General features: G+C 37.2%; 21 protein-coding genes. 8 read left to right on the top strand and 13 right to left on the bottom strand.

Translation table 11 applies throughout. The annotated features are described in order from the left end of the window. The first annotated feature begins 13 nt into the window (after positions 1-13). Entirely contained in the window at positions 14-826 is an 813-nt protein-coding gene (locus IEU51_RS07110; RefSeq protein ID WP_186084817.1) for an alpha/beta hydrolase, read from the top strand. A gap of 623 nt (positions 827-1,449) precedes the next feature. Continuing rightward, the gene (locus IEU51_RS07115; RefSeq protein WP_186084550.1) at positions 1,450-1,737 is read left to right on the top strand and encodes a hypothetical protein; all 288 of its coding nucleotides are present in this window, start codon (positions 1,450-1,452) and stop codon (positions 1,735-1,737) included. Positions 1,738-1,794: 57 nt separating this feature from the next. On the opposite strand, the gene IEU51_RS07120 is transcribed toward IEU51_RS07115, so the two are convergent. Together IEU51_RS07120 and IEU51_RS07125 are read right to left on the bottom strand one after the other, a co-directional pair. Then, positions 1,795-3,918: a DEAD/DEAH box helicase gene (locus IEU51_RS07120; protein WP_186084548.1), complete on the bottom strand. Its 2,124-nt coding sequence runs from the start codon at positions 3,916-3,918 to the stop codon at positions 1,795-1,797. Positions 3,919-3,934: 16 nt separating this feature from the next. Further along, the gene (locus IEU51_RS07125) at positions 3,935-4,639 is read right to left on the bottom strand and encodes an MOSC domain-containing protein (protein WP_186084546.1); all 705 of its coding nucleotides are present in this window, start codon (positions 4,637-4,639) and stop codon (positions 3,935-3,937) included. Positions 4,640-4,747: 108 nt separating this feature from the next. On the opposite strand from IEU51_RS07125, the gene IEU51_RS07130 reads away from it, so the two are divergent. Then, positions 4,748-5,182, top strand: a complete 435-nt coding sequence (locus IEU51_RS07130; protein WP_186084544.1) for an acyl-CoA thioesterase — start codon at positions 4,748-4,750, stop codon at positions 5,180-5,182. Between the two features lie 91 nt (positions 5,183-5,273). Here the strand turns inward: IEU51_RS07130 and IEU51_RS07135 are convergent, their stop codons facing one another. The 4 genes from IEU51_RS07135 to IEU51_RS07150 all read right to left on the bottom strand — a co-directional run bounded on the left by IEU51_RS07135 (position 5,274) and on the right by IEU51_RS07150 (position 7,598). Further along, positions 5,274-5,747 (bottom strand): DUF1307 domain-containing protein, encoded by a 474-nt coding sequence (locus IEU51_RS07135; protein ID WP_186084542.1) that lies wholly within the window; start codon positions 5,745-5,747, stop codon positions 5,274-5,276. 109 nt (positions 5,748-5,856) lie between these two features. Beyond that, entirely contained in the window at positions 5,857-6,330 is a 474-nt protein-coding gene (locus tag IEU51_RS07140; RefSeq protein WP_186084540.1) for a DUF1307 domain-containing protein, read from the bottom strand. 74 nt (positions 6,331-6,404) lie between these two features. Beyond that, positions 6,405-6,770, bottom strand: a complete 366-nt coding sequence (locus IEU51_RS07145) for an iron chaperone (RefSeq protein ID WP_186084538.1) — start codon at positions 6,768-6,770, stop codon at positions 6,405-6,407. Beyond that, complete coding sequence (locus IEU51_RS07150; RefSeq protein WP_186084536.1) at positions 6,771-7,598, bottom strand: metallophosphoesterase; 828 nt, start codon at positions 7,596-7,598, stop codon at positions 6,771-6,773. It abuts the gene before it with no gap. Positions 7,599-7,740: 142 nt separating this feature from the next. Between IEU51_RS07150 and chrA the strand changes: the two genes are divergently transcribed. Beyond that, the gene (gene chrA / locus IEU51_RS07155) at positions 7,741-8,904 is read left to right on the top strand and encodes a chromate efflux transporter (protein WP_186084534.1); all 1,164 of its coding nucleotides are present in this window, start codon (positions 7,741-7,743) and stop codon (positions 8,902-8,904) included. A gap of 39 nt (positions 8,905-8,943) precedes the next feature. Here the strand turns inward: chrA and IEU51_RS07160 are convergent, their stop codons facing one another. The 7 genes from IEU51_RS07160 to IEU51_RS07190 all read right to left on the bottom strand — a co-directional run bounded on the left by IEU51_RS07160 (position 8,944) and on the right by IEU51_RS07190 (position 17,760). Further along, positions 8,944-9,657 carry a Cthe_2314 family HEPN domain-containing protein gene (locus IEU51_RS07160; RefSeq protein ID WP_186084533.1) on the bottom strand — a complete coding sequence of 238 codons (714 nt, stop codon included), beginning with the start codon at positions 9,655-9,657 and terminating at the stop codon, positions 8,944-8,946. A 23-nt stretch (positions 9,658-9,680) separates the two neighbouring features. Beyond that, on the bottom strand, positions 9,681-10,853 hold the full coding sequence (locus tag IEU51_RS07165; protein ID WP_186084532.1) for a protein kinase family protein: 1,173 nt from the start codon (positions 10,851-10,853) through the stop codon (positions 9,681-9,683). A 57-nt stretch (positions 10,854-10,910) separates the two neighbouring features. Next, positions 10,911-13,940 carry a type I restriction endonuclease subunit R gene (locus IEU51_RS07170; RefSeq protein ID WP_186084530.1) on the bottom strand — a complete coding sequence of 1,010 codons (3,030 nt, stop codon included), beginning with the start codon at positions 13,938-13,940 and terminating at the stop codon, positions 10,911-10,913. A 14-nt stretch (positions 13,941-13,954) separates the two neighbouring features. After that, a complete protein-coding gene (locus IEU51_RS07175; protein ID WP_186084558.1) occupies positions 13,955-15,226 on the bottom strand; it encodes a restriction endonuclease subunit S in 1,272 nt (423 codons plus the stop codon). 4 nt (positions 15,227-15,230) lie between these two features. Beyond that, the gene (locus tag IEU51_RS07180; protein ID WP_186084528.1) at positions 15,231-17,018 is read right to left on the bottom strand and encodes a type I restriction-modification system subunit M; all 1,788 of its coding nucleotides are present in this window, start codon (positions 17,016-17,018) and stop codon (positions 15,231-15,233) included. A gap of 109 nt (positions 17,019-17,127) precedes the next feature. Further along, positions 17,128-17,598, bottom strand: coding sequence for a GNAT family N-acetyltransferase (locus IEU51_RS07185; RefSeq protein WP_186084526.1), 471 nt, complete (start codon positions 17,596-17,598; stop codon positions 17,128-17,130). A 21-nt stretch (positions 17,599-17,619) separates the two neighbouring features. Then, entirely contained in the window at positions 17,620-17,760 is a 141-nt protein-coding gene (locus IEU51_RS07190; protein WP_186084524.1) for a hypothetical protein, read from the bottom strand. Positions 17,761-17,972: 212 nt separating this feature from the next. Between IEU51_RS07190 and fdhF the strand changes: the two genes are divergently transcribed. The 4 genes from fdhF (at position 17,973) to IEU51_RS07210 (ending at position 23,391) form a co-directional block, all read left to right on the top strand. Then, positions 17,973-20,939 (top strand): formate dehydrogenase subunit alpha, encoded by a 2,967-nt coding sequence (fdhF, locus tag IEU51_RS07195; RefSeq protein WP_186084522.1) that lies wholly within the window; start codon positions 17,973-17,975, stop codon positions 20,937-20,939. Then, positions 20,939-21,565: a DUF1641 domain-containing protein gene (locus IEU51_RS07200; RefSeq protein ID WP_186084520.1), complete on the top strand. Its 627-nt coding sequence runs from the start codon at positions 20,939-20,941 to the stop codon at positions 21,563-21,565. The genes fdhF and IEU51_RS07200 overlap by 1 nt, the downstream gene beginning before the upstream one ends. An 86-nt stretch (positions 21,566-21,651) precedes the next feature. Further along, on the top strand, positions 21,652-23,064 hold the full coding sequence (locus IEU51_RS07205; protein WP_186084518.1) for an FAD/NAD(P)-binding protein: 1,413 nt from the start codon (positions 21,652-21,654) through the stop codon (positions 23,062-23,064). Positions 23,065-23,214: 150 nt separating this feature from the next. Next, the gene (locus IEU51_RS07210) at positions 23,215-23,391 is read left to right on the top strand and encodes a hypothetical protein (RefSeq protein WP_186084516.1); all 177 of its coding nucleotides are present in this window, start codon (positions 23,215-23,217) and stop codon (positions 23,389-23,391) included. The last annotated feature ends 370 nt before the right edge of the window (positions 23,392-23,761 follow it).

Genomic DNA, 23,761 nt, shown 5'->3' on the forward strand with positions numbered 1-23,761 from the left:
GGAGGAAATTTAAATGGCTTTACTTGATATTAACTTTCATTCAATGATGCTCGGAAAACATCATACGTTTAAGGTGATTTTGCCGGAGCAACAAGATATGTTTCAGACAGATAAGCCGGTGAAGAAGCTGCGTACATTGTTGTTACTCCACGGGTTGTCGAGTGATGACTCGATGTTTTCTAGATATACGAATGTGGAAATGTATGCAAATACGCATAACTTGGCTGTTGTGATGCCAAATGCCGATCATTCTTTTTATCAGAATATGAAATATGGGCATAGTTATTACGACCATGTGTTAGAAGTATGGCGCTATGCGCATCAGGTGTTGCCGCTGTCTTGGGAAAGAGAGGACAATTATGTCGCAGGCAACTCGATGGGGGGATTTGGTGCATTCCATTTTGCGATGAACGTGCCAGAATTGTTTGAGAAAGCCGTAATGATGAGTGCGGCACTCGATATGGATGCGTCGTTTATAGACTACGACTGGCATGACTTTGATGGGCGCGCGGTGTTTGGTGACATTGAAGACATTTCGGGTACTGCGATGGATACGAGACATACGGTATTGCAAGGAGCACAAACACATGGAATCGAAAACCTGCCAGAGTTGTATTTTATGTGCGGTACAGAAGACGAATTGATCGACCGTACAGACTCATTTATGAAATTTTTAGAAAATAAACACATCCCGCACAAGTATGATAGAGAACCCGGTGAGCACAACTGGAGCTATTGGGATAAATGCATACGAAAAGCAATCGACTGGATCTTTGAAGGAAAAGAAGTCGATAAATGCAACCAAATCATGAACTGGGTTGGGTAAATAGAAAAGGCATCCTCTAGTTGGCTAGTTTCAAGATAGGGCTAGCCGAGAGGATGCTTTTTTTGATTTGATGTGGGTTTTTATCGATTGTATTAAATTTTATTGGCCCTGCTGAGCTAGTTTTGATAGAACATGGATTTGTACAAATATTGAAGATAAAAACGATTTATTTGTAAACTAGAGGACAATACACGCCTACTTTAAAGATAAAATCAATTTATTTGTAAACTAGAGGACAATCTTGGCCTGCTTTAAAGATAAAAACAGTTTATTTGTAAACTAGAAGAAAATACACGCCTACTTTAAAGATAAAAACAGTTTATTTGTAAACTAGAAGAAAATACACGCCTACTTTAAAGATAAAAACAGTTTATTTGTAAACTAGAGGACAATACACGCCTACTTTAAAGATAAAAACAGTTTATTTGTAAACTAGAGGACAATACACGCCTGCTTTAAAGATAAAACCAATTTATTTGTAAACTAGAGGACAATACACGCCTACTTTAAAGATAAAACCAATTTATTTGTAAACTAGAGTTTTAAACATAAGGTTATCTTTTGAACAATTAAATTTACACATTATAATTAAATTAAAATCAAAAAGTCTGGAGTCACACCTCATGCTGACATTAACAATTTTTACTCTCATTTTCCTCATCGTTGCACTTGTTCAAATCGTTACTGTTTTGGGAATTCTAAAGTCTAAAGATAAAAACAAGTCCAAAACTGTGTTGCTTGCTTCTTTACCGTACACAATCATTTGTATTCTTCTGAACTTCACGTCAGGCGAACTGATGGATGAGTCTATTTTCACAAACAACACTGTTCTGTTTAGCCTCACTGTTTTAATTATCATACTTCAAATTGCAGCAGTTATCGTTTACTTTAGAAAATTCAACACAAAATAAAAAGGAATGAATAAAAGTGTTCATTCCTCATATTCAAACTAACATATAACTTATACGTTATACTTTCGCTTCTTCTAATCGTTTGCGTTCGATCTCAAACGCTTCTTTTTGAACTTCCGCTTCATTGATTTCTACTTCTTGCGCCTTGAAGACGTCTGCTACACTCGAGTCGTTGGCGTACAGGTTAAATGATTTCAGCTTCTCATCTCTAACTTGTGTGATAGCTTCATCAATACTTTTTTCAGATAAAAGCCTGTACACAATGACGTTTCTCGTCTGTCCCATTCTGTACGCGCGTCCAATGGCTTGTAGTTCTGTTGACGGTTTCCACTGGGGCTCGCACAGAATTACGATATTTGCAGCTTGGATGTTTAATCCAACGCCTGCCGCGTCAATCTGACCAATCAACGTCGCACCTGCTTCTCGCGCCGTGAACTCATCGATCATCCCTTGACGTTCATCCATCCCAACGTCTCCTGAAATAATCCCCGCACTTTGTGCACCAAGCGTTTCATGTATCAGATTCAAATTATCTTTAAAGAAGCTGAAGATTAACACCTTATGTCCGTTTTCTTTCGCCTCTGTACAGATTTCCATGATATTTGCGAGTTTCTCAGAGTCGTCAATCGAGTTTCCAGTGAAAGCTGCGCGTCTCATCTTCATGAGACCAGACAGTCCCTCACGAACGCCTTCATTATAGTAATCACGCTCTTTGCCACTCATCTCTGAGAACTTCTCTATGAAGTCAATTTCCGGTAATTCTTTTAATACATCAATACGTTTACGGCGAAGATATGCCGGTGACACGAGCGTCTTGAATGCTTCCGGTTCATTCATGCGCGGATGACGCTCCATCTCTTCAACGATGTGGGGCTGTAAGATTCCAATAAGATGCTTCATTTCGTTCACATTGTTTTCAATTGGTGTCCCCGTCATCATCATGACGTACTCACTTTTTGCCGCTATCGCTATCGCATTTTGGGTACGCTGCGTCTTCGGATTCTTGATTAAATGTGCTTCATCAATAATTAAGCAATCCACATAATCGAGCGCATCGATATCTAAGTTTTTTGTGTGTTCTGGGTTTGTGATTAGTATACTTGGTGTCTCTAACCACTCTTTATATGCTTCATCCCTCTTTGCGCCATGAAAAATCTTCACAGGAATTCCCGTCCACTTTTCAATTTCATGTGCCCAGTTCGCCATGACACTTTTCGGACAGATGACAAATGCGCGCGTCTTCTGCTCAGTAAATAAATGCGTGATGACACCGAGCGCTTGGATCGTTTTACCAAGCCCCATCTCGTCACCAATCAACGTGCGCTTGTTGTACACTGCATATTTCGTTCCAAATAACTGGTACGGACGCAGAGTCCCTCCAGTGAGTCCCGAAACATCAAGTTCCATATTTTGAATCTCTTCGACTAAAATCGCTGGTAAATCTCCAGAATGCGTGGTTGGCGCAACACCCGTTCTGGATTCTATGTACGCGTAAAACGCCGCGCTGTCATTAATAAACGCGTCTCTCGCGTATTTGTCGTCTTCGTATTCTGGAAGGAGTTTATCGACCAGTTTCTTAATTTCGTTTAATTCAGGTTCAATCTGTTCAAACTCAGTGAATGCTTTATTTATTTGTTCTTTTTCAGATGAAGACTGAAATAACGATAATAATTTCCCGCGCTTTTTCTTCATCTTGTTAAGAAGTGCTTCAGCCTCACTCGTCACTGTAAGAGACTCTAACGTTTCAACATCACGTTGATACGTCGTATTAAAATACCAATGTTTCAGCAAAATAAGCGAATCTTTATTGAGGCGATCCGGGTCAATCTTAGGAAATGTGTTGACCGTAATATCGCGCATTAAGATGTCTTTATCTTGTATCACTTTTTCTACCGCTTCAGGCGTAAAATTATTTAGCACAACACCAAGAGACTTCGCGTCATAGCGCTTCAAGTCTCCGATATTAAAAATGTTATTCTGACGAAGACTCGAAATAATGTCATCATCACCGGAATTCAAGACGTCGACAGGAATGACCTCGATATCATTCTCCGCACGCTTCGCTTGCAACTTTTTAAGGGAATCTTGCATGGTTGCTTCACTAATATTATTTAGGAAATTCTCGATGTTACGCTTCATTTGTTTGATTTTAAACGCTTGTGATTTCACATCTATTCTCAATATATTCCCTCAATTCTTAAATGTTTGGTCCGTAATGACGTCTCGTGTCGTCCACTTGTTCGCCTTTCAGACGCTTCGTAAACAGCTCTCTAAACGACGTCGGCAAGATCTCCACGTCACATAAGCTCTCCATGAGACCAATATTATCCGTGTATTTGTACAGCACGTCATTGATTTTTTCAATCGTCCAGTTCGGATATTTTCTTTCTAACAATATAAACGTATCCCCTGGCTTTATCTCACCAGGAACGAGAACCTTAAAGTACCAGCCTGTGCGACCTGTTGCCTCAACCTTTTTCGCGAATTCAACATCACGTAATCGGCGTGCCGGTTTCCAGCACGGACGACGCGGTTGTGTAATTTCAATCTGCGCTTTCCCAAGCATATACACGTCTCCGATGCATACGAGAGACTCATCCATTCCAACGACTGAGATGTTTTCACCGTTCGCTCCCGGTTTAACCTCTTTTCCGAGCTCGACATTCCAGTCTTCATAATGCTTTCTTGCATATACAAAGAGCGCTTTGTCCACACCACCATGATGTTTTTTATCTGCCTGTTCGTCGCCTTTCAAACCGAGCGTATCTAAAAAAATACTTTCAGTGATTGGAGTTTTAAATGCTGCCGTCTCCCACTCTTGGTCAAACTTATTCTCTTCACGATTATCTCCGTATGTCGTGACTTTACCTGTAAAAATTTCTTTAATAATGCCTGTAGACATAATTGCCACCCACTTTTAACAGAATATACTTAACTTTCATTATAATTGTTTTTATCTTCAAATTCATTAATGGTACAATGAAACGTATCATTGAGAGGGTGTATTAAAGTGAGTCATTATATTGCAGAAACTGAAATTCAGCTGTTATATGCAGATACCGACATGATGGGTGTGATGTACCACGGAAACTATGTGAAGTGGTTAGAACTCGGGCGTATTCAGCTGATTGAAGACATTGGATTTAGCTATGTAGAGATGGAAAAATCTGGATTTGTCGCGCCGATTCATAACGTGAATATTACATACAAGACGCCGATTCAGTATGGGGACCGTGCGTTTGTGAGAACGTGGGTGAGTAAGAATACGGGGATCCGTGTGGAATATGGATTTGAGATTGTGAATCAGAATCGCGACGTGTGTTCAGAAGGCACAGTCACGTGCATTGTAGGAAAGAAACTACCAGAAGGTGGATTTAAACCCGTTAACTTTAAGAAGACATTTCCCGAATGGTTCAAGAAATACGAAGAAATTAAAGTCAAATAAAAAGATGAAAACACGCAAACCTTTGGGCTCGCGTGTTTCTTTTTAATCGTAAATCGCTTTTTACTTTGCATCTCAAAGTGCAAAAGACTTTCTACTCACTCTTCGTTAATCCCATGTTCTTGTAGTTGGCTTCTGTTTTCTCTTTAGAGATATGCTTCGCGTCCTTGTCGCCGTCTGTCTTAATGAAGCCAGCATCAATCAGTTTTTGAATATCTACATCTTCGTAGTTTGTGTGCGTGATGATTGTGATGTTTTTATCATCTATCTTATAATCAATCGTCACTGTGTCTTCAGGCAAGTCAGCGAGCGCATTTTTGTTATACTCTTTCTGCTGAACTAACCACTCATCTACTTCTTCTTTACTGTTAAATCCCGCAGTCTTAAAGTCAACGACCTGCACAATTTTCTCGCGTACCACGTCGTCACCCTTCGCTGTCATCTCAACAGTCGTGTCAAATCCGTTCATGTCACCCGTATATGTAACAGTTTCTTCCGTCTTGCTGCCACATGCTGCAAGCACAATCATACCTAAAAACGAGATCATTATTAATCTTATGTATTTCAACCGTCCCACTCCTTTTATATCCAAATACCCTATAAATATTAACCTAACCAAATTAAAAAACATCGTAAAGAATGATAAAAATCATCTACCACGATGTTTAATTTATGAATTATTCGCCTTCTTTAGTTAAGCCGAGATTTTCATATCCTTTTACTGTTTTCTCTTTAGAAACGCGATCTGCTTTTTCGTTACCTTCAGAATCTAATAATCCCGCATCAATTAAAGCTTTAATATTATCTTTCGTGTAATTGAACGTTGTTTCCATCGTCGCTGTTTCACCGTCTACAGTGTATGTTGTTTCGATTGCACCGTCTGGGATGTCTTTGTACGTTTCTTTGTCAATTTCTTCTTGTTGCTTAAATGCTTCTTCAGCTTGTTCTTTAGAAGAGAAGCCCCATGCGTCTAACTTTCCTGTTTGAGTGAGTTTTTCTTTTGACACGTCGTCACCATCTGCAGTGATTTCAATTGTCGTATCTAACCCTTGAACATCTCCAGTATATTTCTCTGTTGTTTCTTTACCACCACAAGCCGCAAGCACGAACATACTTACAATAGCGAGTAGCGTGAGTTTAATAAACTTCATTACGAGCACTCCTCTTTAATTAAATAAATAAATCTATAAATTAAATATACCCTAAAATTGTTGCACTAACCATTTTAACGCCACAATTTTTTATAGCCTTTTTTATCTTCAATATTAAACGCGATCATATCTTTTAAAAGCTCCCAGTCGACCTTGTCACTAAACTTAATTTTAAATAACCCTTTAGTCTTATCGTAGCCAGCAGCGTCAATGCGGTCCGAGAATTTCTCCATCGTCACCTCTTCGGGCGCGATCGACATGTGATGTTTCGCCACACTTAAAGCAATAATAAATGTCCCTTCATTTAAAAAGAACGGCTGATTCCACTTCACTTCACGTTCAAGTTCAGGAAATGCCTCGTGAATAAACTCTAAAATCTGCCCGACTTGCGCACGCTTATCCGCTTCATCGATCTTGTTTAAAAATTCATCAAATACCATTTACTCATCTCCAATTTCTATTACCTTTAATGTATTCCTAATTTCATGCTGTAAATTATTTGTTCGCCACTCACGTCTATACCCGAGACACGCACAGATATAGTTGACCCCATTTTCTACAACCTCATGTCTAAAATGAATGTGCCCCATTATACTATAGCGAATATTGTGTTCATCATAAAAATCGTTAAAGTCCGAGGTACCAATAAAAGCATTGTAGTAGTCGAAGATTCGGTGCGGCATAGGGACACGAAACGCTTTATGTGTCGGTACGTGCGTAACGAGGATGATGTTTTTATCTTTAACTTTTTCAAAATCACGGCTCGCCTCATCACGGAAGTACTCTGACATCTCTTGGTCAGACTTCTGCCAGTTAATTCTCACCTTATCTTGCCACGTACCTCCACTAAACTCGCGCTTTTTCAGATCGTCGTAAGAAAAACGATCACTTGCGAAAGTATAATCATACCAAGCTGGACTACCGACAATCGCCCACTTCTCGTTAATGATGTACGGGTTACCAATCAGAGACTCCTGCTGCATCTTGAAGAAACGGTAGATTTCCCACGTTGTCTTCGCATCCTTGCTCGAGTTCCAGAAATCATGATTCCCTGGTACAAATAAAACACGAATATTAGTCAGCTGTTCCACTTCTTGAATGAAGCGGTGCGCTTTATGGTGGTCATTTGCGATATCCCCTGCAATAATTAAAAGCTCAATGGACTGACGTGCCACCTCATTTGCAAGTGTTAAAGAAAAATCCTTTGGTTTTATTTCTTCCGTATTATATCGATCGATATGTAAGTCAGAGATGACGCCTATTCTCATATGAACCTCTCCATAAAGTGTGTTACCTTATATTGTAACAAAAAGAGTGACTAAATAGATTTGTAAAGAATGTGTAAATCTAATAAAACTAATACTTACTATGTTGTAAGATAGAGTGAATCATGTAATGGAGGTAACGGTTATGAAATCATTAATACATCTATTTTTAGTGTCATTAAAACTCGGTCTCACGTCATTTGGTGGGCCTGTTGCACACTTAGGCTATTTTCACACAGAATATGTGAAACGGCTCAAATGGATGTCTGAAAAAGAATACATAGAACTCGTATCGCTCTCACAATTCCTACCCGGACCTGCAAGTTCTCAGGTAGGCATTGGAATTGGCGTGAGACGCGCTGGCATACTCGGTGGCCTCACAAGCTTCCTAGGATTTACGATGCCGTCAGTTATTATTCTGATCGTATTTCAGTCACTATTAACCGGAACGTCACAATTAGACGGACTAATTACAGGACTAAAGCTCGTCGCGGTCGCAATTGTTTTGCATGCGATTATTTCGATGGCGAAAAACTTCACGACAGAATGGCAGACGATACTGATTGCAGCACTGGCAGTTATCCTCACACTGACAATACATACACCGTTTATTCAGATAGCTGTGATACTGCTGGGCGCATTACTTGGGTTTATCTTGCTCAACCCTAAAAAAGAAACAAAACAAACAAAAGTGACACACTATGTGACGAAGAATACAGGTATAATTTCGCTCACGTTATTTGGAGCACTCTTTGTACTAACACCGATACTTGCGAGACTGAGTGAAAATATATACGTTCAGATGATGGACGCGTTTTATAGAGCGGGATCTTTAGTATTCGGAGGCGGACACGTCGTCTTACCACTCTTAGAAGCAGAACTCGTACCGACATACTTAGACGAGGCGACGTTCTTGGCAGGATACGGTGCAACACAAGCAGTACCCGGCCCCTTATTTACATTCGCATCCTTTATAGGCGCGGAAATCGCAGGCATACCAGGCGGACTATTTGCAACATTCACGATATTCCTGCCAGCATTTCTACTCATCATCGGCATGTTACCATTTTGGCAAGAAGTGATGAAGAATGAAAAATTAGGTACAGCAGTGGCGGGAATCAATGCCGCAGTTGTGGGCATACTCGTGTCGACGTGGATGACGCCGATTGTAACGACGTCGGTAATCGGATGGATTGAAGCGGCTATAGCAGTCGTGCTGTTTATAATGATCGCCATGTTGAAACTACCACCGTGGACGGTAGTGGTAGTTGGGGCGCTGCTGGGCGTTGTTGTTGAAGCGGTGTTTTAGGTAAGAAAAAGAGCTACTTAAAAAATTGTAGCTCTTGAATTAATTTTGCTCCAATATTTTGTTTTCAATTTCAATTAAAATACTTTTTATAAATGAAATTGCTTTTAAATAATCCTCTGTAGCTCTTTTCAATACAAAAATTGGAGGTGGTCTTAAATATGTATCGAAGTTAGATATAGCAGTAATGTTAGGCGAATTCCTGTGTGTCATTTTATTACGATATTCTTTTACATAATCAAAATTCCCATACCAGTTTTCCAAATCACCTTTGACTTTATCTTCCTCAGAGAAATAATTATATATATCTTTGGCAAGCTGTTGAGCATTTTTTCCTTGCGAACAATCATGAAAAAAACTTTCCACGAAAATATTATGTGGATCTTTCTCTTTTTGCCAAAAAACATTACACATTTGAGCAAGTAAATCCCATAATACACTAGTTCTAAAAACCATATTTTCAATATAATAAAGTGCTGTTAGTTCATTTCCTATTGGCTTTCTAAAAGGGTCATAGCCATTTAAACTCTCTGAAGGATTGCATTCTACAGCTTTTTCAAACGAATAAATAATTTTATTATTTAAGTCAACTATAGTTTCGTAGATTGAGTTTATTGCAAATAGATCGATTTTACTTTTATCTTTTTGTATTGCTCCAAATATATATCGACCATCACCAAATTCAATTCGTACAAAATATTCGTGAAATGAAATTTCATCAACTTTATTTTTCAACATTTGCAATGACGGACCCATTTTTTCTCTCCTATAAATTATAATTATTCATCAAAAGAAAGACTGTTGAAAAATCGAGTTAATTCTTCTATTGATTGAAATCTTTTTCCTTTATCTTGATTTAAACCCTTCTCCACTAAAGATTTTAAATCTTCATTATCAATATTATTAATATTAACTCTACCCGTCATCACGAATAATATAACTCTGGTTAAAGCAAAAGTTTCATGTTGGATAGTATAATTATTAAATCCCTCTGTTTGTAGAGAATGGTCATTAAAGTATCCCTTGAAATCTGTGTTCCAACTTGTAAGTTCACTGTCAGGAATCTTTACTAATCCAAAATCAGATATTTTTACCACATTCACATCATCATATTTTTTTATCAATATATTTTTTGGACTAATATCTCTGTGTAAAAAACCTTTTGAATAAATGTATTCGAATGCTCTCAATGTTTGTCTGACAATATTTTTTCTTATATTTAAACTTAACTTAGTGTTATTTTTATTGATATAATCATTCAAAGTCGTATCCATATATTCCATATAGTACTCATTTTTATCATGATTGTATCTATAAACTTCAACAATATATGGTGACTTCAATTGTCTCATCGTTTCAAACTCAAGAACAAATCTTGCAATTTCTTTTTCATTAAGATTAGACTTTGCTCTTTTTACAACAAAATTCTTTTCGTAGAGTGGATCTTTATATTTTAAAACTGTTGCATAAGATCCACTTCCTATTTTCTTTAACTGCACATTAACAGAGCTTAGTTCTGATCTTAATTCAACAGAATCTTGCAATTTAAAAATTGATTTTGCATCAATTATTTCAATTTTATCCATATTTCTTGGAATTATACTACCCATTGAGGGTGATAAAAACTCTAAAACTTCTTTATTAATTCTATTATAGTATGCTTCAACATTGAAGTTATACAAACTATTACTTAGTGCTCTTTCTAATCCTTGAATAGTTTCGATAGCAAGTATTAATTCACGACTACTTTCTGCCCAGAAATATTCTGTCTTATCTCCAGTAGGTAAACGAGTATTCATTTTTTTATAATTGCTAATTAATAAATGATGAAGAGTTGAAAATATTTCTTGTAATTTCACATTCTTAAATGAGCTATAAAGACTCTCGTACTCTATATTTTGATTAGGTTTTAACTCACTGTTTATCTTTTCGATATAATTATTAACTTTCAAATCAATATCCCCTAATTTTATTATTGTTTTATAAATAAAATTAAATGTTTCATCAACTTAACCATGTTTTTCTACTTCCTGTGATCTCAACCATTTGTACATATCTTTAGCAATCAACGAGTAAACAGTATTATAATATGACTGATCTGCATCAAAAAGTTTTTTGTACGCTAGTTGATTGTTTTCAAATTGCTGTACAATAAAGTTTTCATATTGTTCCTTGAACAAGTTTCTCTCAAACATTTCACTACTATTGTTTCTTGCCATATTTACCAACTTAGCATCAGCATTTTTTCTCAAACTATGATGCATAGTTTCAATTAAAACGCGATCAGCTTCTGTAAACCCTTCAGGAAATCGTTCATTTACTCGTTTAATTATTTCTTCTAAGGAATCATGTTCTTCAACAGGTTTTACACTTGCATCGATACTTGCTGGATGTGCTAACTCACCGCTTCCATCATCTTCTGCTATAAGCGTTATTTCTCCCTGAAAGTCTTCTTGTAATTTGTAATATTCTAATTTTACTTTATCATCAATACTTATCTTTTCACGCTTTTTCTTGGGAATAAACTTAAGTAAGAAACCTGTAAAGATACTTTCCTCTAGTAAATCTTTATCAAAAGTTCGGTCAATTTGTGCAATGTAGTTATACCACTTATTAAAATTACGTAATGTCACCCTAAAATCATATTGCACATCTTCTTCTAGTTCCTCATAACGACCCAGTATTGGTTTGAATAAGCTGGATAATCTGCCAAGTAATCGTTCGTCTTGTTTATTACCCGCTTGTTCATTTATTTTCATTACTTGTTTAATGTCGTCATCATTAAAAACATAAAACTTTCTTAATTTACTCTGCGTATCGTAAATAAGGTTAATATTAATTTCCTCTTTTAATGATGTCGCTTCATAAAAAGGCTGGAAAGCTTCAAATATTTCTTCCTCTGTATTGACAAAGTCTAAAACAAAAGTATCTTTTTTGCCTGGCATGGTTCTATTTAAGCGCGATAAAGTTTGTACTGCTTTCACACCACGTAATTTCTTATCGACAAACATCGTGTGGAGTAATGGTTCATCAAAGCCTGTTTGATATTTCTCTGCAACGATCAGTAAATTAAAATCATCGCTATGGAAAGTATCTTTCAATTGATTTTCTTGAATTCGTTCTCCAGACTTTGTGATGTTAAGTTTTGGTTCTGTATACTCTTCACCATCATCATTTACTATTCCAGAAAATGCGACAAGTACATCTAAATCATCATAACCTTTTTCTTCAATATATTGCTTAAATTCCTTCATATAGCGGACCGCATGTAATCTAGATGATGTGACTATCATTGCTTTTGCTCGTCCATTTATCGCTTTTTTAGTTACTTCTCTAAACTGTTCAATGATAATTTCTGTTTTCTGCCTTAATACCCATGGATGGAAGGACTGATATCTAGCAATCGCCCGGACAGCCTCTGTTTTTGGTAATTCAGGATTTTCTTCTATTTCTTTTGCTATACGATATGACGCCTTATAGGTCATATAGTTGTTTAAGACATCTAAAATAAACCCTTCTTCTATCGCTTGACGCATTGAGTAAATATGAAAAGGTCGATAGCTACCATCTTTTTGCCTTGCCCCAAACATTTCAATCGTTTTTTCTTTCGGTGTAGCTGTAAAGGCAAAGAAACTCAAATTGTTATGCTGACCTTGCGAAAGTAGTGTTTTCACAAGTTGATCTTGATCATCTAAAGATTGGTTTTCGATTGCTTCTTCAATTTCTTGATATTCCTTTAAGGATGCCTCCTTATCTGCTAAAGCTTGCTTTAACTTTTGCGCACTTGAACCAGTTTGAGAGGAATGTGCTTCATCAATAATGATGGCAAAATTTCTTCCCGCTACACTATCTATCTCTTCGTATATGACAGGAAATTTTTGCAAGGTTGTAATGATAATCTTTTTTCTATCATTTATAGCATCTTTTAAATGTTGGGACGTTTTATTATCACCGATTGTTTCAACTTGACCAGTCGTATGTTCAAAACTGAGTAATGTATCTTGCAACTGCCTATCTAAGACAGTTCGGTCTGTCACGATAATGATAGAGCTATAGATTGGCTCATCCTCTTGATTATGTAAAGAAGCCAAATGATAAGCTAGCCAGGCGATACTATTAGATTTTCCTGACCCTGCTGAATGTTGAATTAAATAATTTTTTCCAGAGCCATATTCCTTCGTATCTGCAACTAACTTTTTCACGACATCTAGCTGGTGATAACGCGGGAAGATAAGAATATTCTTCTTCACTTCTAGGTTCATAAACCGTTCAATAATATCCATGAGTTGATTGCGCTTTAAGACTTCTTCCCATAAATAAGCAGTTGGATACCCTTCAGGATTAGCTGGATTTCCTGCACCACCAACATTCCCAGGACCGTTTGACCCTTGATTAAATGGAAGAAAATATGTCTTATTTCTAGCTAGTTTCGTTGTCATGTAGACATCGTAATGATCTACCGCAAAATATACGAGAAAACGTGTATTAAACTGAAAAACAAGTTCTCTTGGGTCACGATTTTGTTCAAATTGCAGTTTTGCATGTTGGACATTTTGACCTGTATATTGGTTTTTAAGCTCTAAGGCAACAAGTGGTATCCCATTTACGACGAGTACCATGTCAATCGAGTTACGATTGTTTGCACTATAATAAAATTGACGAATACAGTGAAAACGATTCGCTTCATATAATTTCAAGTTATCGTAACTGATGGAAGAAACGGGACGGAAATAAATGACACGGAAATGAACACCACGGTCACGAATTCCCTTGCGTAGAACGTGTAGTAGACCATGTGTTGTTACTTCTTCATTAAAACGCCTTACAAAACGGTCTTCCGCAGCTTCCTTATAAATAGAAACATACCGCTTCCAAGCACGTGGTTGGGTTTCTTGAATGAAATCAATCAAAACACTAGCATCCATTCCAATAGAAGGATCATAGTTAGTATCGGCAAAAGACACAGACTGCCAACCGCCTACATTCGTTAACACAGTTTCAATATCTTGCTCAAAGCGAATTTCCTTTTTCTCTAGCATGATACTTACCTCCCTTACACTTCCTTTTTCCCTGTTACATATTCATAGATTAAAGACTTTTTATAGCTTTCAAGTTCTTCAATTACTTTTGTTTTATCAGCGATCAGCTTGTCGATACGAGACGTTTGTTCGTCTAGGTAAGAGACGATTTGTTGTTGTTCATGTTCAGTAGGTATAATTAATGTTAAAGGTTTCAAAATTCCTTGTGTAATACTAAACACTTTTATTCCTTGTACTTTTTTTTGTATCTGCGCTCTGAATGCTAGTGATTCGAACAAGTATGAATAATATAAATGGTTTATATTTTTTCTTGGTTTTAATACGACTGTATGCGAACCTGCAAAGCATTGAGCATCTCCAATGTAACAAGTAAAATTCCCCGATCCATCCAAATCTTCAGATGTATCAGCAAAAATAAAATCACCTTTTTCTATTAGTGAGTTCTCATTTTTGATTAAATATTCTTCATCTACATTTTTTACCGTATGTATTTTGGTATCAAATCTGAATCCATACTTTGAATGTATTTCACCATAATTAATTACAGGAATGCCTTTATCTTTTAAATCACTTTTTGTAATCGTTAATCCTTTATTCAAAGTAAATTTATTTTTAATACGATTAATTGACCAATGTTTTGGTATTTTTCCAATCCACTCAATCCCACTATCTTTCATTTCCACATTTGGGTCTAACCCTTTTGTCACTGCTTCTGTGATAAGTGATTGTTTGTATTTTTTTAGTTCTTCGATGGATTGTTGAGTATTATAAATAATATTGTCAATTTTATTTGCTTTTTTCTCTAATAAATTAACTACTAGATTTTGTTCTTTATTACTTGGAAGTATTATTTTATACGAATTTAAATCTTCAATTCTCAAAGATGGTTGCATAAACGAAGGTATTCTTGATTTTTCATAATCAAATAATCCCTGTATTAAAAAATAAAAGAAATTAATATTTAAATCCTTTTTTTTATTCATAATCAGACAGTTTTGTGATAATGTAAATTTTCCTTTTAATATATTTAATGTCATCACCTTTGCCCCTACCGTAGTAGTAAAAAGGCATTCATCTATATCATACTCATATTGATCTACATATCCCAAAATCCCTTCATTTAAAGTTTGCCCACTATAAACTGGGTACTTACCTTTTTCATTAACATATTCTTTAGTATATTTAGCAGCATTTTTACCTTTTGAGAACGAAAAAAAGTTTTTAAGTTTATTTATTTCCCAATCCTCAGGTATTTCCCCAATCCATTCAATTCCGCTGTCTTTCATTTTTCTAGTCAACGTTTTCCACATCCTTCCCTGATAGTGCTTGGAAGTTTGCGACAATTGATTCCTCTAATTTTTTGATGCGTTCAGCAATAACTTCTGATGGTTCTGGTGCTGTGTACTTATAGAAAAGTCTCGTAAAGGGAATTTCATAGCCAATTTTGTCCTTTTTTCGATCCATCCATGCATCTGGGTTGAATGGTAATACTTCTCTCTCAAAATACGCATCTATATCTTCTTTTAAAGGAATGTCTTCTGTGTCACGTAATTTCGCATCAGGTTTTGGGTCACCGTTCTTTTTACGTTCAATTTCTCCGTTTTCATCTTTCAGCGGACCTTCGACAGTCACACGTGTAAAACCAAATTCTTCATTATCAAAGATTTTCGATTCAACGACACGTTCATCTAAGTAATATTCATCATTAGTAAACTCTCCGTAAGCCTTGACAATCATGTCACGACATTCTTCCGAAATATCGACACGTTTTTCACCAATGTTTTTTCTGCGTTTTTCAAACATTTTCGAGGCATCAATGAGCTGCACTTTACCTTGACGTTCAGCAGATTTATTTTTCGTAACAATCCATATGTATGTTGAAATACCTGTGTTATAAAATAAATCATTGGGTAATTGAACAATTGCTTCTAACCAATCATTTTCAATGACATATTGACGAATTAAACTTTCCCCAGCTCCAGGATTGCCTGAGAATAGAGCAGAACCATTATGAATAATTGCCATTCTACCTGTTTCTTTTAATTTTGATAAACCATTTAATTGGAAGAGTAATTGCCCATCACTAATTCTTGGTAGTCCAACCCCAAATCGCCCATTTTCACCAAGTTCATGTTCAGCCTTTACAGCATTTTGGTCACCCTTCCAATCTATTCCAAATGGCGGGTTAGAAATACAGTAGTCAAAAGTATAGCCTTCAAAGCCATCCTTGGATAAGGTACTGCCTAAGACCATGTTGTCTGGATTTCCTCCACGAATCATTGTATCAGCCTTGGCGATTGCATAGGTTTCAGGGTTTAATTCTTGACCAAATGTTGCAACTTCTGCACTTTCATTCATCTCATGAATTCGTTCTGTCATGGCTGACAACATTTGTGATGTTCCCATCGTTTGGTCATAAACTGTCTTCACCACATCTTTTCCAGTTAAAGTATCCTGATCTTCAACTAACAATAAATCTGTCATTAAATAAATAATATCTCGGCTTGTAAAGTGTGCCCCAGCTTCCTCGTTATAACTTTCTGAGAATTTTCTTACAAGTTCTTCAAAGACATATCCCATATCCGTACTCGTCATTTTATCTGGTCCTAGATCAACTTCTTTTTTACTAAATTCTTGAATGACATAAAAGAGTCGATCGTTTTCTGCTAAATTACTAATCTCTATATCGAATTTAAAGTTAGCTAGAATATCCTGCATATTTTCTGAAAAGCCATTTAAATAGGCTCTAAAATTTGTTTCAATATTTGCTGGATCTGCGAGTAATGTTTCAAATGTATAAAGGTTTGTGTTGTAGAAAGAGTAGCCAGATGCTTTTGTTAGCATTCTGTTACGCATAGTATCATTCATATTTTCTGTTTTCTTTGCGACATCTAATACAGCATCACGAGTTGGCTTTAATGTATCATGCAAGCGTTTGATCACTGTCATCGGTAAAATAACTTTACCGTACTCATGTGGTTTATAAAGCCCTCGTAAAATATCCGCAACACTCCAGATTAAGTTTGCTTGTCTTTGTACATTTATTGATGTTTGTAAGTTTCGATTAAATTCATTCATTTGAAATGCCCCTTTAAAAATTAGAATAACTTTACGTATATATATAATTATCATATCATCATATGATGTCTTTACAATTTTAAAAAGACGACTCATTTTAGTCGTCTCCCTATTCCCCCAAATACTTCACATACACCTGACACGGGTTCCACTCATCCCATAGTGTCGGAAATATTTCTAGCGGTTTATAGCCTACTGTTAAGTAAAATTGATTGGTCTGATCGTATGTGTCATAGTGTCCGGTCGCCACAGTCTTCACTTGGCTATAAGTATATCCGTTTTCTTTCGCTAGTGTTTCATACGCCTCATTGAGCTTTCGACCAATGCCCAATCTATGGTATTTCTTCCTCACGCCCATTACATAAATCTCTGCACAGTCTGGACTTGTTTCTGTCAGCACAATAAACCCAGCCGCTTCATCGTCCACTTTCGCTACAATAAACGGCTTTTCTTTTGATTCTGTGACATATTCTTTCGTACTTTCTGGCAGACCAAACCATTCTGGCAAGTCTTCTAGTATCACTCGCGCAATACGTGCTTTTTGGTCTTTATCTATTACTTCTTCTAAACGTAATTCCATACGCCACTTCCCTATTGTCTTTTACACCACGTCGTCTTCGTCTTCTTCTACGTTTTGTTCGAAGTCTCCTGAGTTTTCGTCACTTTGCAATCCGCCTCTTGCGGCTATTACAAAGAGACTAAATATCGCAAGTATCGATACAATGATCCCGATTATACTCAACTTCCCCGCCCCCATCGTTCTACTCTTTTAATTAATTATACCAAAACCTTTAAATTTATTGTTCAAACTTTCTGACTATTTTTATAACTTTTACGTAACCGCTTCATTTTTTTATGCTATTCTATCCTCTTTCCATTGATTTTATTACACAAAAACTCGATAATGATAAGTAAGTATGAAGTTTTAGAACTCTTGAAAGGGGTCTTGTAAATATGTCTAATGTATTAACAAGTGTAAATATCACCTTAAATGGTCAGCCTATGGAAGTGCCAAGTAAGGGAAATCTTTTAGATTACCTTAAATGGAAAGGGATCCAAGTGCCTGCATTATGCTACCATCCTGACTTAGGTGCCATTGAAACATGTGATGCGTGTATCGTCGAGGTTAACGGCGAACTCGTTAGATCGTGTTCTACGACACTCAAAGATGGTGATGTTGTAAAAACTGGGGGAAGCGAAGTTTTCGAAGCGCAAATGATCGCTATGGACCGTGTGCTAGAAAACCACGAACTGTATTGTACAGTCTGTGATTTCAACAACGGAAATTGTACGATTCACAACACTGTGAAGGAGTTACAAATCGATCATCAGGCGACGGCTCAAACGCCGAAGGGGGCGCCTGTTAACCGTGGTACGTTCTACCGTTATGATCCAGACCAATGTATTCTTTGTGGTCGCTGTGTTCAAGCGTGTCAAAACGTACAAGTGAACGAAACGTTATTAATTGACTGGACTTTAGAGCGTCCACGTGTCATTTGGGATGGCGACGGGTCTACTCTAATCGACGAGTCTTCTTGTGTTAACTGTGGTCACTGTTCTACTGTTTGTCCATGTAACGCAATGATGGAAGTAAACATGGAAGGTGAAGCTGGTTTCTTAACTGGTATGTTAAGAGATGCTTTCCGCCCTGCTGTTGAATTAACTAAATCTGTTGAAACAGGATATACGCCATTAATGGCGATTTCTGACGTTGAGGCTGAAATGCGCGAAGATCGCATCAAGAAAACAAAAACGGTATGTACATATTGTGGTGTCGGATGTTCATTCGACGTATGGACAAAAGGCCGTGATGTTCTTAAAGTCGAGCCAAGCTCTGATGCGCCTGCTAACCAAATCTCTACATGTGTTAAAGGTAAGTTCGGTTGGGACTTCGTTAACTCTGGAGATCGCTTAACTAAACCATTAATTCGTGAAGGTAACGAGTTTAGAGAATCTACATGGGAAGAAGCGTACGAACTGATCGTTAGAAAGTTCAATGAAACGAAAGAAAAACGCGGTGCAGATCGTCTTGCATTCATTTCTTCATCGAAATGTACAAATGAAGAGTCATTCTTAATGCAGAAGTTGGCACGTGCGGTTGTTGGTACTAACAACGTAGATAACTGTTCTAGATACTGTCAGTCTCCTGCAACTATGGGACTTTGGAGAACAGTTGGTTACGGTGGTGACTCTGGTTCTATCACTGACATTGCGAACGCAGAGCTGATTATCGGTATTGGTACAAACACAGCTGAAGCACACCCTGTAATCGCAACTCGCGTGAAGAGTGCTCAGAAGTTACGTGGTTCTAAAGTTATCGTTTCTGACTTACGTAAACACGAATTAGCAGATCGTGCAGACTTGTTCATTCGTCCAAATCCAAGTTCTGACCTTGTTTGGTTAAACGCAGTAACAAAATACATTATCGATAACGACTGGCACGACAAAGCATTCATTGAAAAACATGTAAATAACTTTGATGCCTTTGTTAAAGGTCTAGAGAAATATACATTAGACTATGCTGAAAAACATACTGGTCTATCTAAAGAAGAAATGATCCAAGTAGCAACTATGATTAAAGAAGCTGAGTCTACAGTCATCATGTGGGCGATGGGGATTACGCAACAACGCGGTGGTTCTGATTCATCTACAGCTATTTCTAACCTGCTTCTTGCGACTGGTAACTACATGAAACCTAACGCTGGATCGTATCCATTACGTGGACACAACAACGTACAAGGGGCTTCTGATATGGGTAGTATGCCAGATAGATTTACTGGATACCAATTCGTAGCTGACGATGAGACACGTGCGAAGTTTGAAAAGTACTGGGGTACTGAACTGAATCCTAAAAAAGGACAAAATAACCACGAAATGGTAGATGCAATGCACGCAGGTGAATTGGATGTTCTTTATCTAAAAGGTGAAGACATGGGTATCGTAGACTCGAACGTGAACTATGTACGTGAAGGATTCGAAAAACTGAAATTCATGGTTGTTCAAGACATTTTCTTCTCGAAAACATGTGAATATGCTGATGTTGTATTACCTGCAGCACCAAGCTTCGAGAAAACAGGTACATTCACAAACACTGAGCGTCGTATCCAAAGACTTTACCAAGTAATGGAACCTTTAGAAGGTACAAAACCAGACTGGGTCATCATTCAAGAAATTGCGAACTTAATGGGCGCAAACTGGAACTACACGCACCCAAGCGAAATCATGGATGAAGTGGCTGACTTAACTCCACTTTACGCAGGCGTGAGTTATGACAGACTTGAAGGATATAACAGCTTACAATGGCCTGTACATGAAGACGGTACAGATAGCCCACTATTATTCACAGATGGTTTCCCATTTGAGGATAAGAAAGCACGCTTCTACACTGTTGACTGGACTGAACCAACTGAATATGGTGAAGAGTATGATATTCACGTGAACAACGGACGTCTCTTAGAGCACTTCCACGAGGGTAACATGACTTATAAATCAAAAGGACTTACACGTGAAACTCCTGAGGCATTCTTAGAAGTATCACAAGAACTTGCTGAAGAACGAAAGCTTAAAGACGGTACACTCGTCAGACTTCAATCACCTTACGGTAAAGTTGAAGTACGCACAGTTGTCACTGATCGCGTCTATGGTAAAGAAGTATACTTACCAATGAACGACTCAGGTGACGCTGCAATTAACTTACTCTCAAGTTCAATTGCCGATAAAGACACGTCAACGCCAGCTTACAAAGAAACAAAAGCGAAGATGATCGTTCTAGAACGCGGTGGTAAGTCACCACTTCCAGCGCATAACTTCCGTTATGGTACACCTGTACCACAAATGGGCGTAAACGTTGAAGCGAAATGGGCACGTGAGGATTATGTGTTCCCAGGAGATATAGTTAAACAAAAAAGAGGTGACAAGTAATGGCAAAAGCAACGACTAAGATTAGACGCATGGAAATTGACCCTGAAGAAGTTCGTAGAAAAGAGTTACGTGAACTTGAAGATCAATTGATTGCGCACAAAGACACGTTGAAGAACTTGTTTAGATTACTTGACCAATTAGAAGAACACGAGGTATTTAACTTAGCAAATGCAGGGCTCGCGCAAAGTGACCAAGTCTTGAATCGCGTGTTAAAAGCACTTGTCGAAACGGATACAGATAAGTCAATTCGTAATGCACTACTCCTTGTTGAAGGCCTTGGAAAGTTTGACTTTGATGACATAGAACCAGTGATTCTTAAAGTCAATAAAGGTTTTTCTAATGAACCCGGTGAAGGTGGTATCCTTGGTATATTTAAGACGTTAACGAGTAAAGAGTTTATTGATGGATTAAATTACCTACTGAAATTCGTAAAAGGGTTTGGTACACCATTATCTCAGTTAAAAGAAGAACAAGGTGTCATTGATCCTGTTCAAACAGTATCTGAAGTTCTTGAAGAAGAACGCAATTATCCTAAAGAAGCGCCTTCTTCTAACAATACAATTAAATATTTAGGTTTTGCAGGTGCAGCAGCCCTCACCGTAGGTGCCCTGTTCTTGAAAAAATAATTTGATCAGCCAGAGTGTGTTTTGCTCTGGCTTATTTTGTTTAAATTTTAGGGTATAGTAACCATAAAAGCTGAGGTGACCGTTTTATGAAAAAAAGAATTGCAATTATTGGGGCCGGTATCGGAGGGACGTCTATTCTCCGTAGGCTCGTTGAACATGAAAAATTTAATACTGAATACTCTGTTGATATATATGATAAAGAAGCCTTACTCGGCCGCGGGTTTGCGTTTAAACACGACTCCAAACATTTACTTATCAACACGATTACTAAAGAAACGTCATTGAAAGAAGATTTAAATGACTACTCAAAATGGTTGAATTCAAAAGGTATAGAACCGAGTACTCATACAAGTCGTGATTTATTCGGTGAGTATGTACACCATATTTTTAGAGATATTTTAAGTAACCACAAAAATATTCATGCGTTTGGTGATTTTGTAGATGATATCATTTACGATCCCCAAAATACGACTTACTCTCTAAAAAGTGCAGGAGTTACTCGAACATATGATACGGTATTTTTCGTGCCAGGTACTCTAGAATATAGTGACCCTTATGATTTGAAAGGCACTAAAAACTTTATTCACAATCCTTATCCTGTTCCTGTGAAACTCGAGGATACGAAAGGTACAATCGGTATCATCGGTTCTGGTTTGTCGTCGATTGATATTATTCGATATTTAGTTTTAGAAAAAGACATAAAGAAATTATATGTTTTTTCACGTCACGGCGAGTTACCAGCCGTGCGTAGTGGCGAAAATGACCTTGAATTAAAATACTTTATTAAAGAAAATATCGAAAAGTATATTAAAAATGATCATATTAGCCTCGGAGCTGTCACACGGTTATTTAATAAAGAACTGAGATATCAGAATATCGATACAGACTTATTTGGAGTCGAATTTTCTCATCCAAAAGATCAAATTGAGTTTAATATAAAAAATATTGAAGCGGTCACTAAAATTGAGTTACTCATTTTAAAAACTGAGAACCTATTTACGTATATTTACATGTACTTAAATCAAAAAGATAAAACTCGATATTTGAAACTCTATCACCCGCTCATCGAACAGTATCATTCACCAATGCCGCTTCACGTCGCAAAAGGCATTTTAGAATGGACTCTAGAAGGACGTCTTATTTTTGTTGATGAAATGGATTCAGTTGAAACCGATAATAAGTTTATAATAAAAACACAAGACGGTGAAACCTATGAAGTCGACAAGCTCATTAACGCCACAGGTCCTACACAAAACATTAAAGAAGATTCAAGACCAATATTTAAAAATCTACTCAATCGAATGCTCATTACGGATAGTGAATTTGGTGGCATTCCCGTCAGTCGTAATTTTGAAATCATCAGTCCGAGACACGGGGTACTCCCCCACTTTTATGCGATTGGTGAAATCGCGAGAGGAACTATGTACCGCGGAGACGGTGTGGCTATATTAGTGCATAAATCAAAAGAGATAATTACACACTTTTACGAAACAGAATAACTTGCATGGCTTACGTAATGAGAAATTCTTAATTTACGTGAGCTTTTTTTCTTTTTTAACCACTTAATGTTGAATATCGACCACTTAAACAAACTGTGTAGAGTTGTTTTTATCCACATGTTTTACTAAACATAGAAAGGAGTTCGGTTCATGAAAGCGACATTCAAAAAAGAGTTTCCCTTAATAGATGACGCGTTTGAAATCCATGCGCGCCAATTTTCGAGAGAAATTGAAGACTATATTGAAACATTGAAAAAGAGTCTTAATCATCGGAAACTCTATGTCAAATTAAACTCGGAGTGCGGTGTGCGAGGCGCTATTAAGTAAAAATTATAAAACTAGAAGATAAGGTAGACGATATGGTTGAGGCATTCGATAGAGGAGAAACAGGTCTGAAAACATATGTGGTGACGGGACGAGAAAAGCCGAAGTTGTTGAAGGACGCATTGGTTGAGTACGGAAAAACATTTAGCCCAAAACTCCCGGTAAAAAGTGATGCCGCTATGCTTCATGACTTTACTAAATAAAACAGTGATGAAAGACAAGCTCATCCGCGCACTAGATACTATGAAGCTGATGGATAAATCTGGAGAAGCTGGCTTGGTTGTCCGAATTACACTTTGATTTGGACAATCGTGGGTAGAAATTGGCGCAGTTGTCCGAATTACTATTTAATTTGGACAATCGCGGGTGGAAA

Source organism: Phocicoccus schoeneichii (assembly GCF_014635565.1).
Taxonomy (GTDB): domain Bacteria; phylum Bacillota; class Bacilli; order Staphylococcales; family Salinicoccaceae; genus Phocicoccus; species Phocicoccus schoeneichii.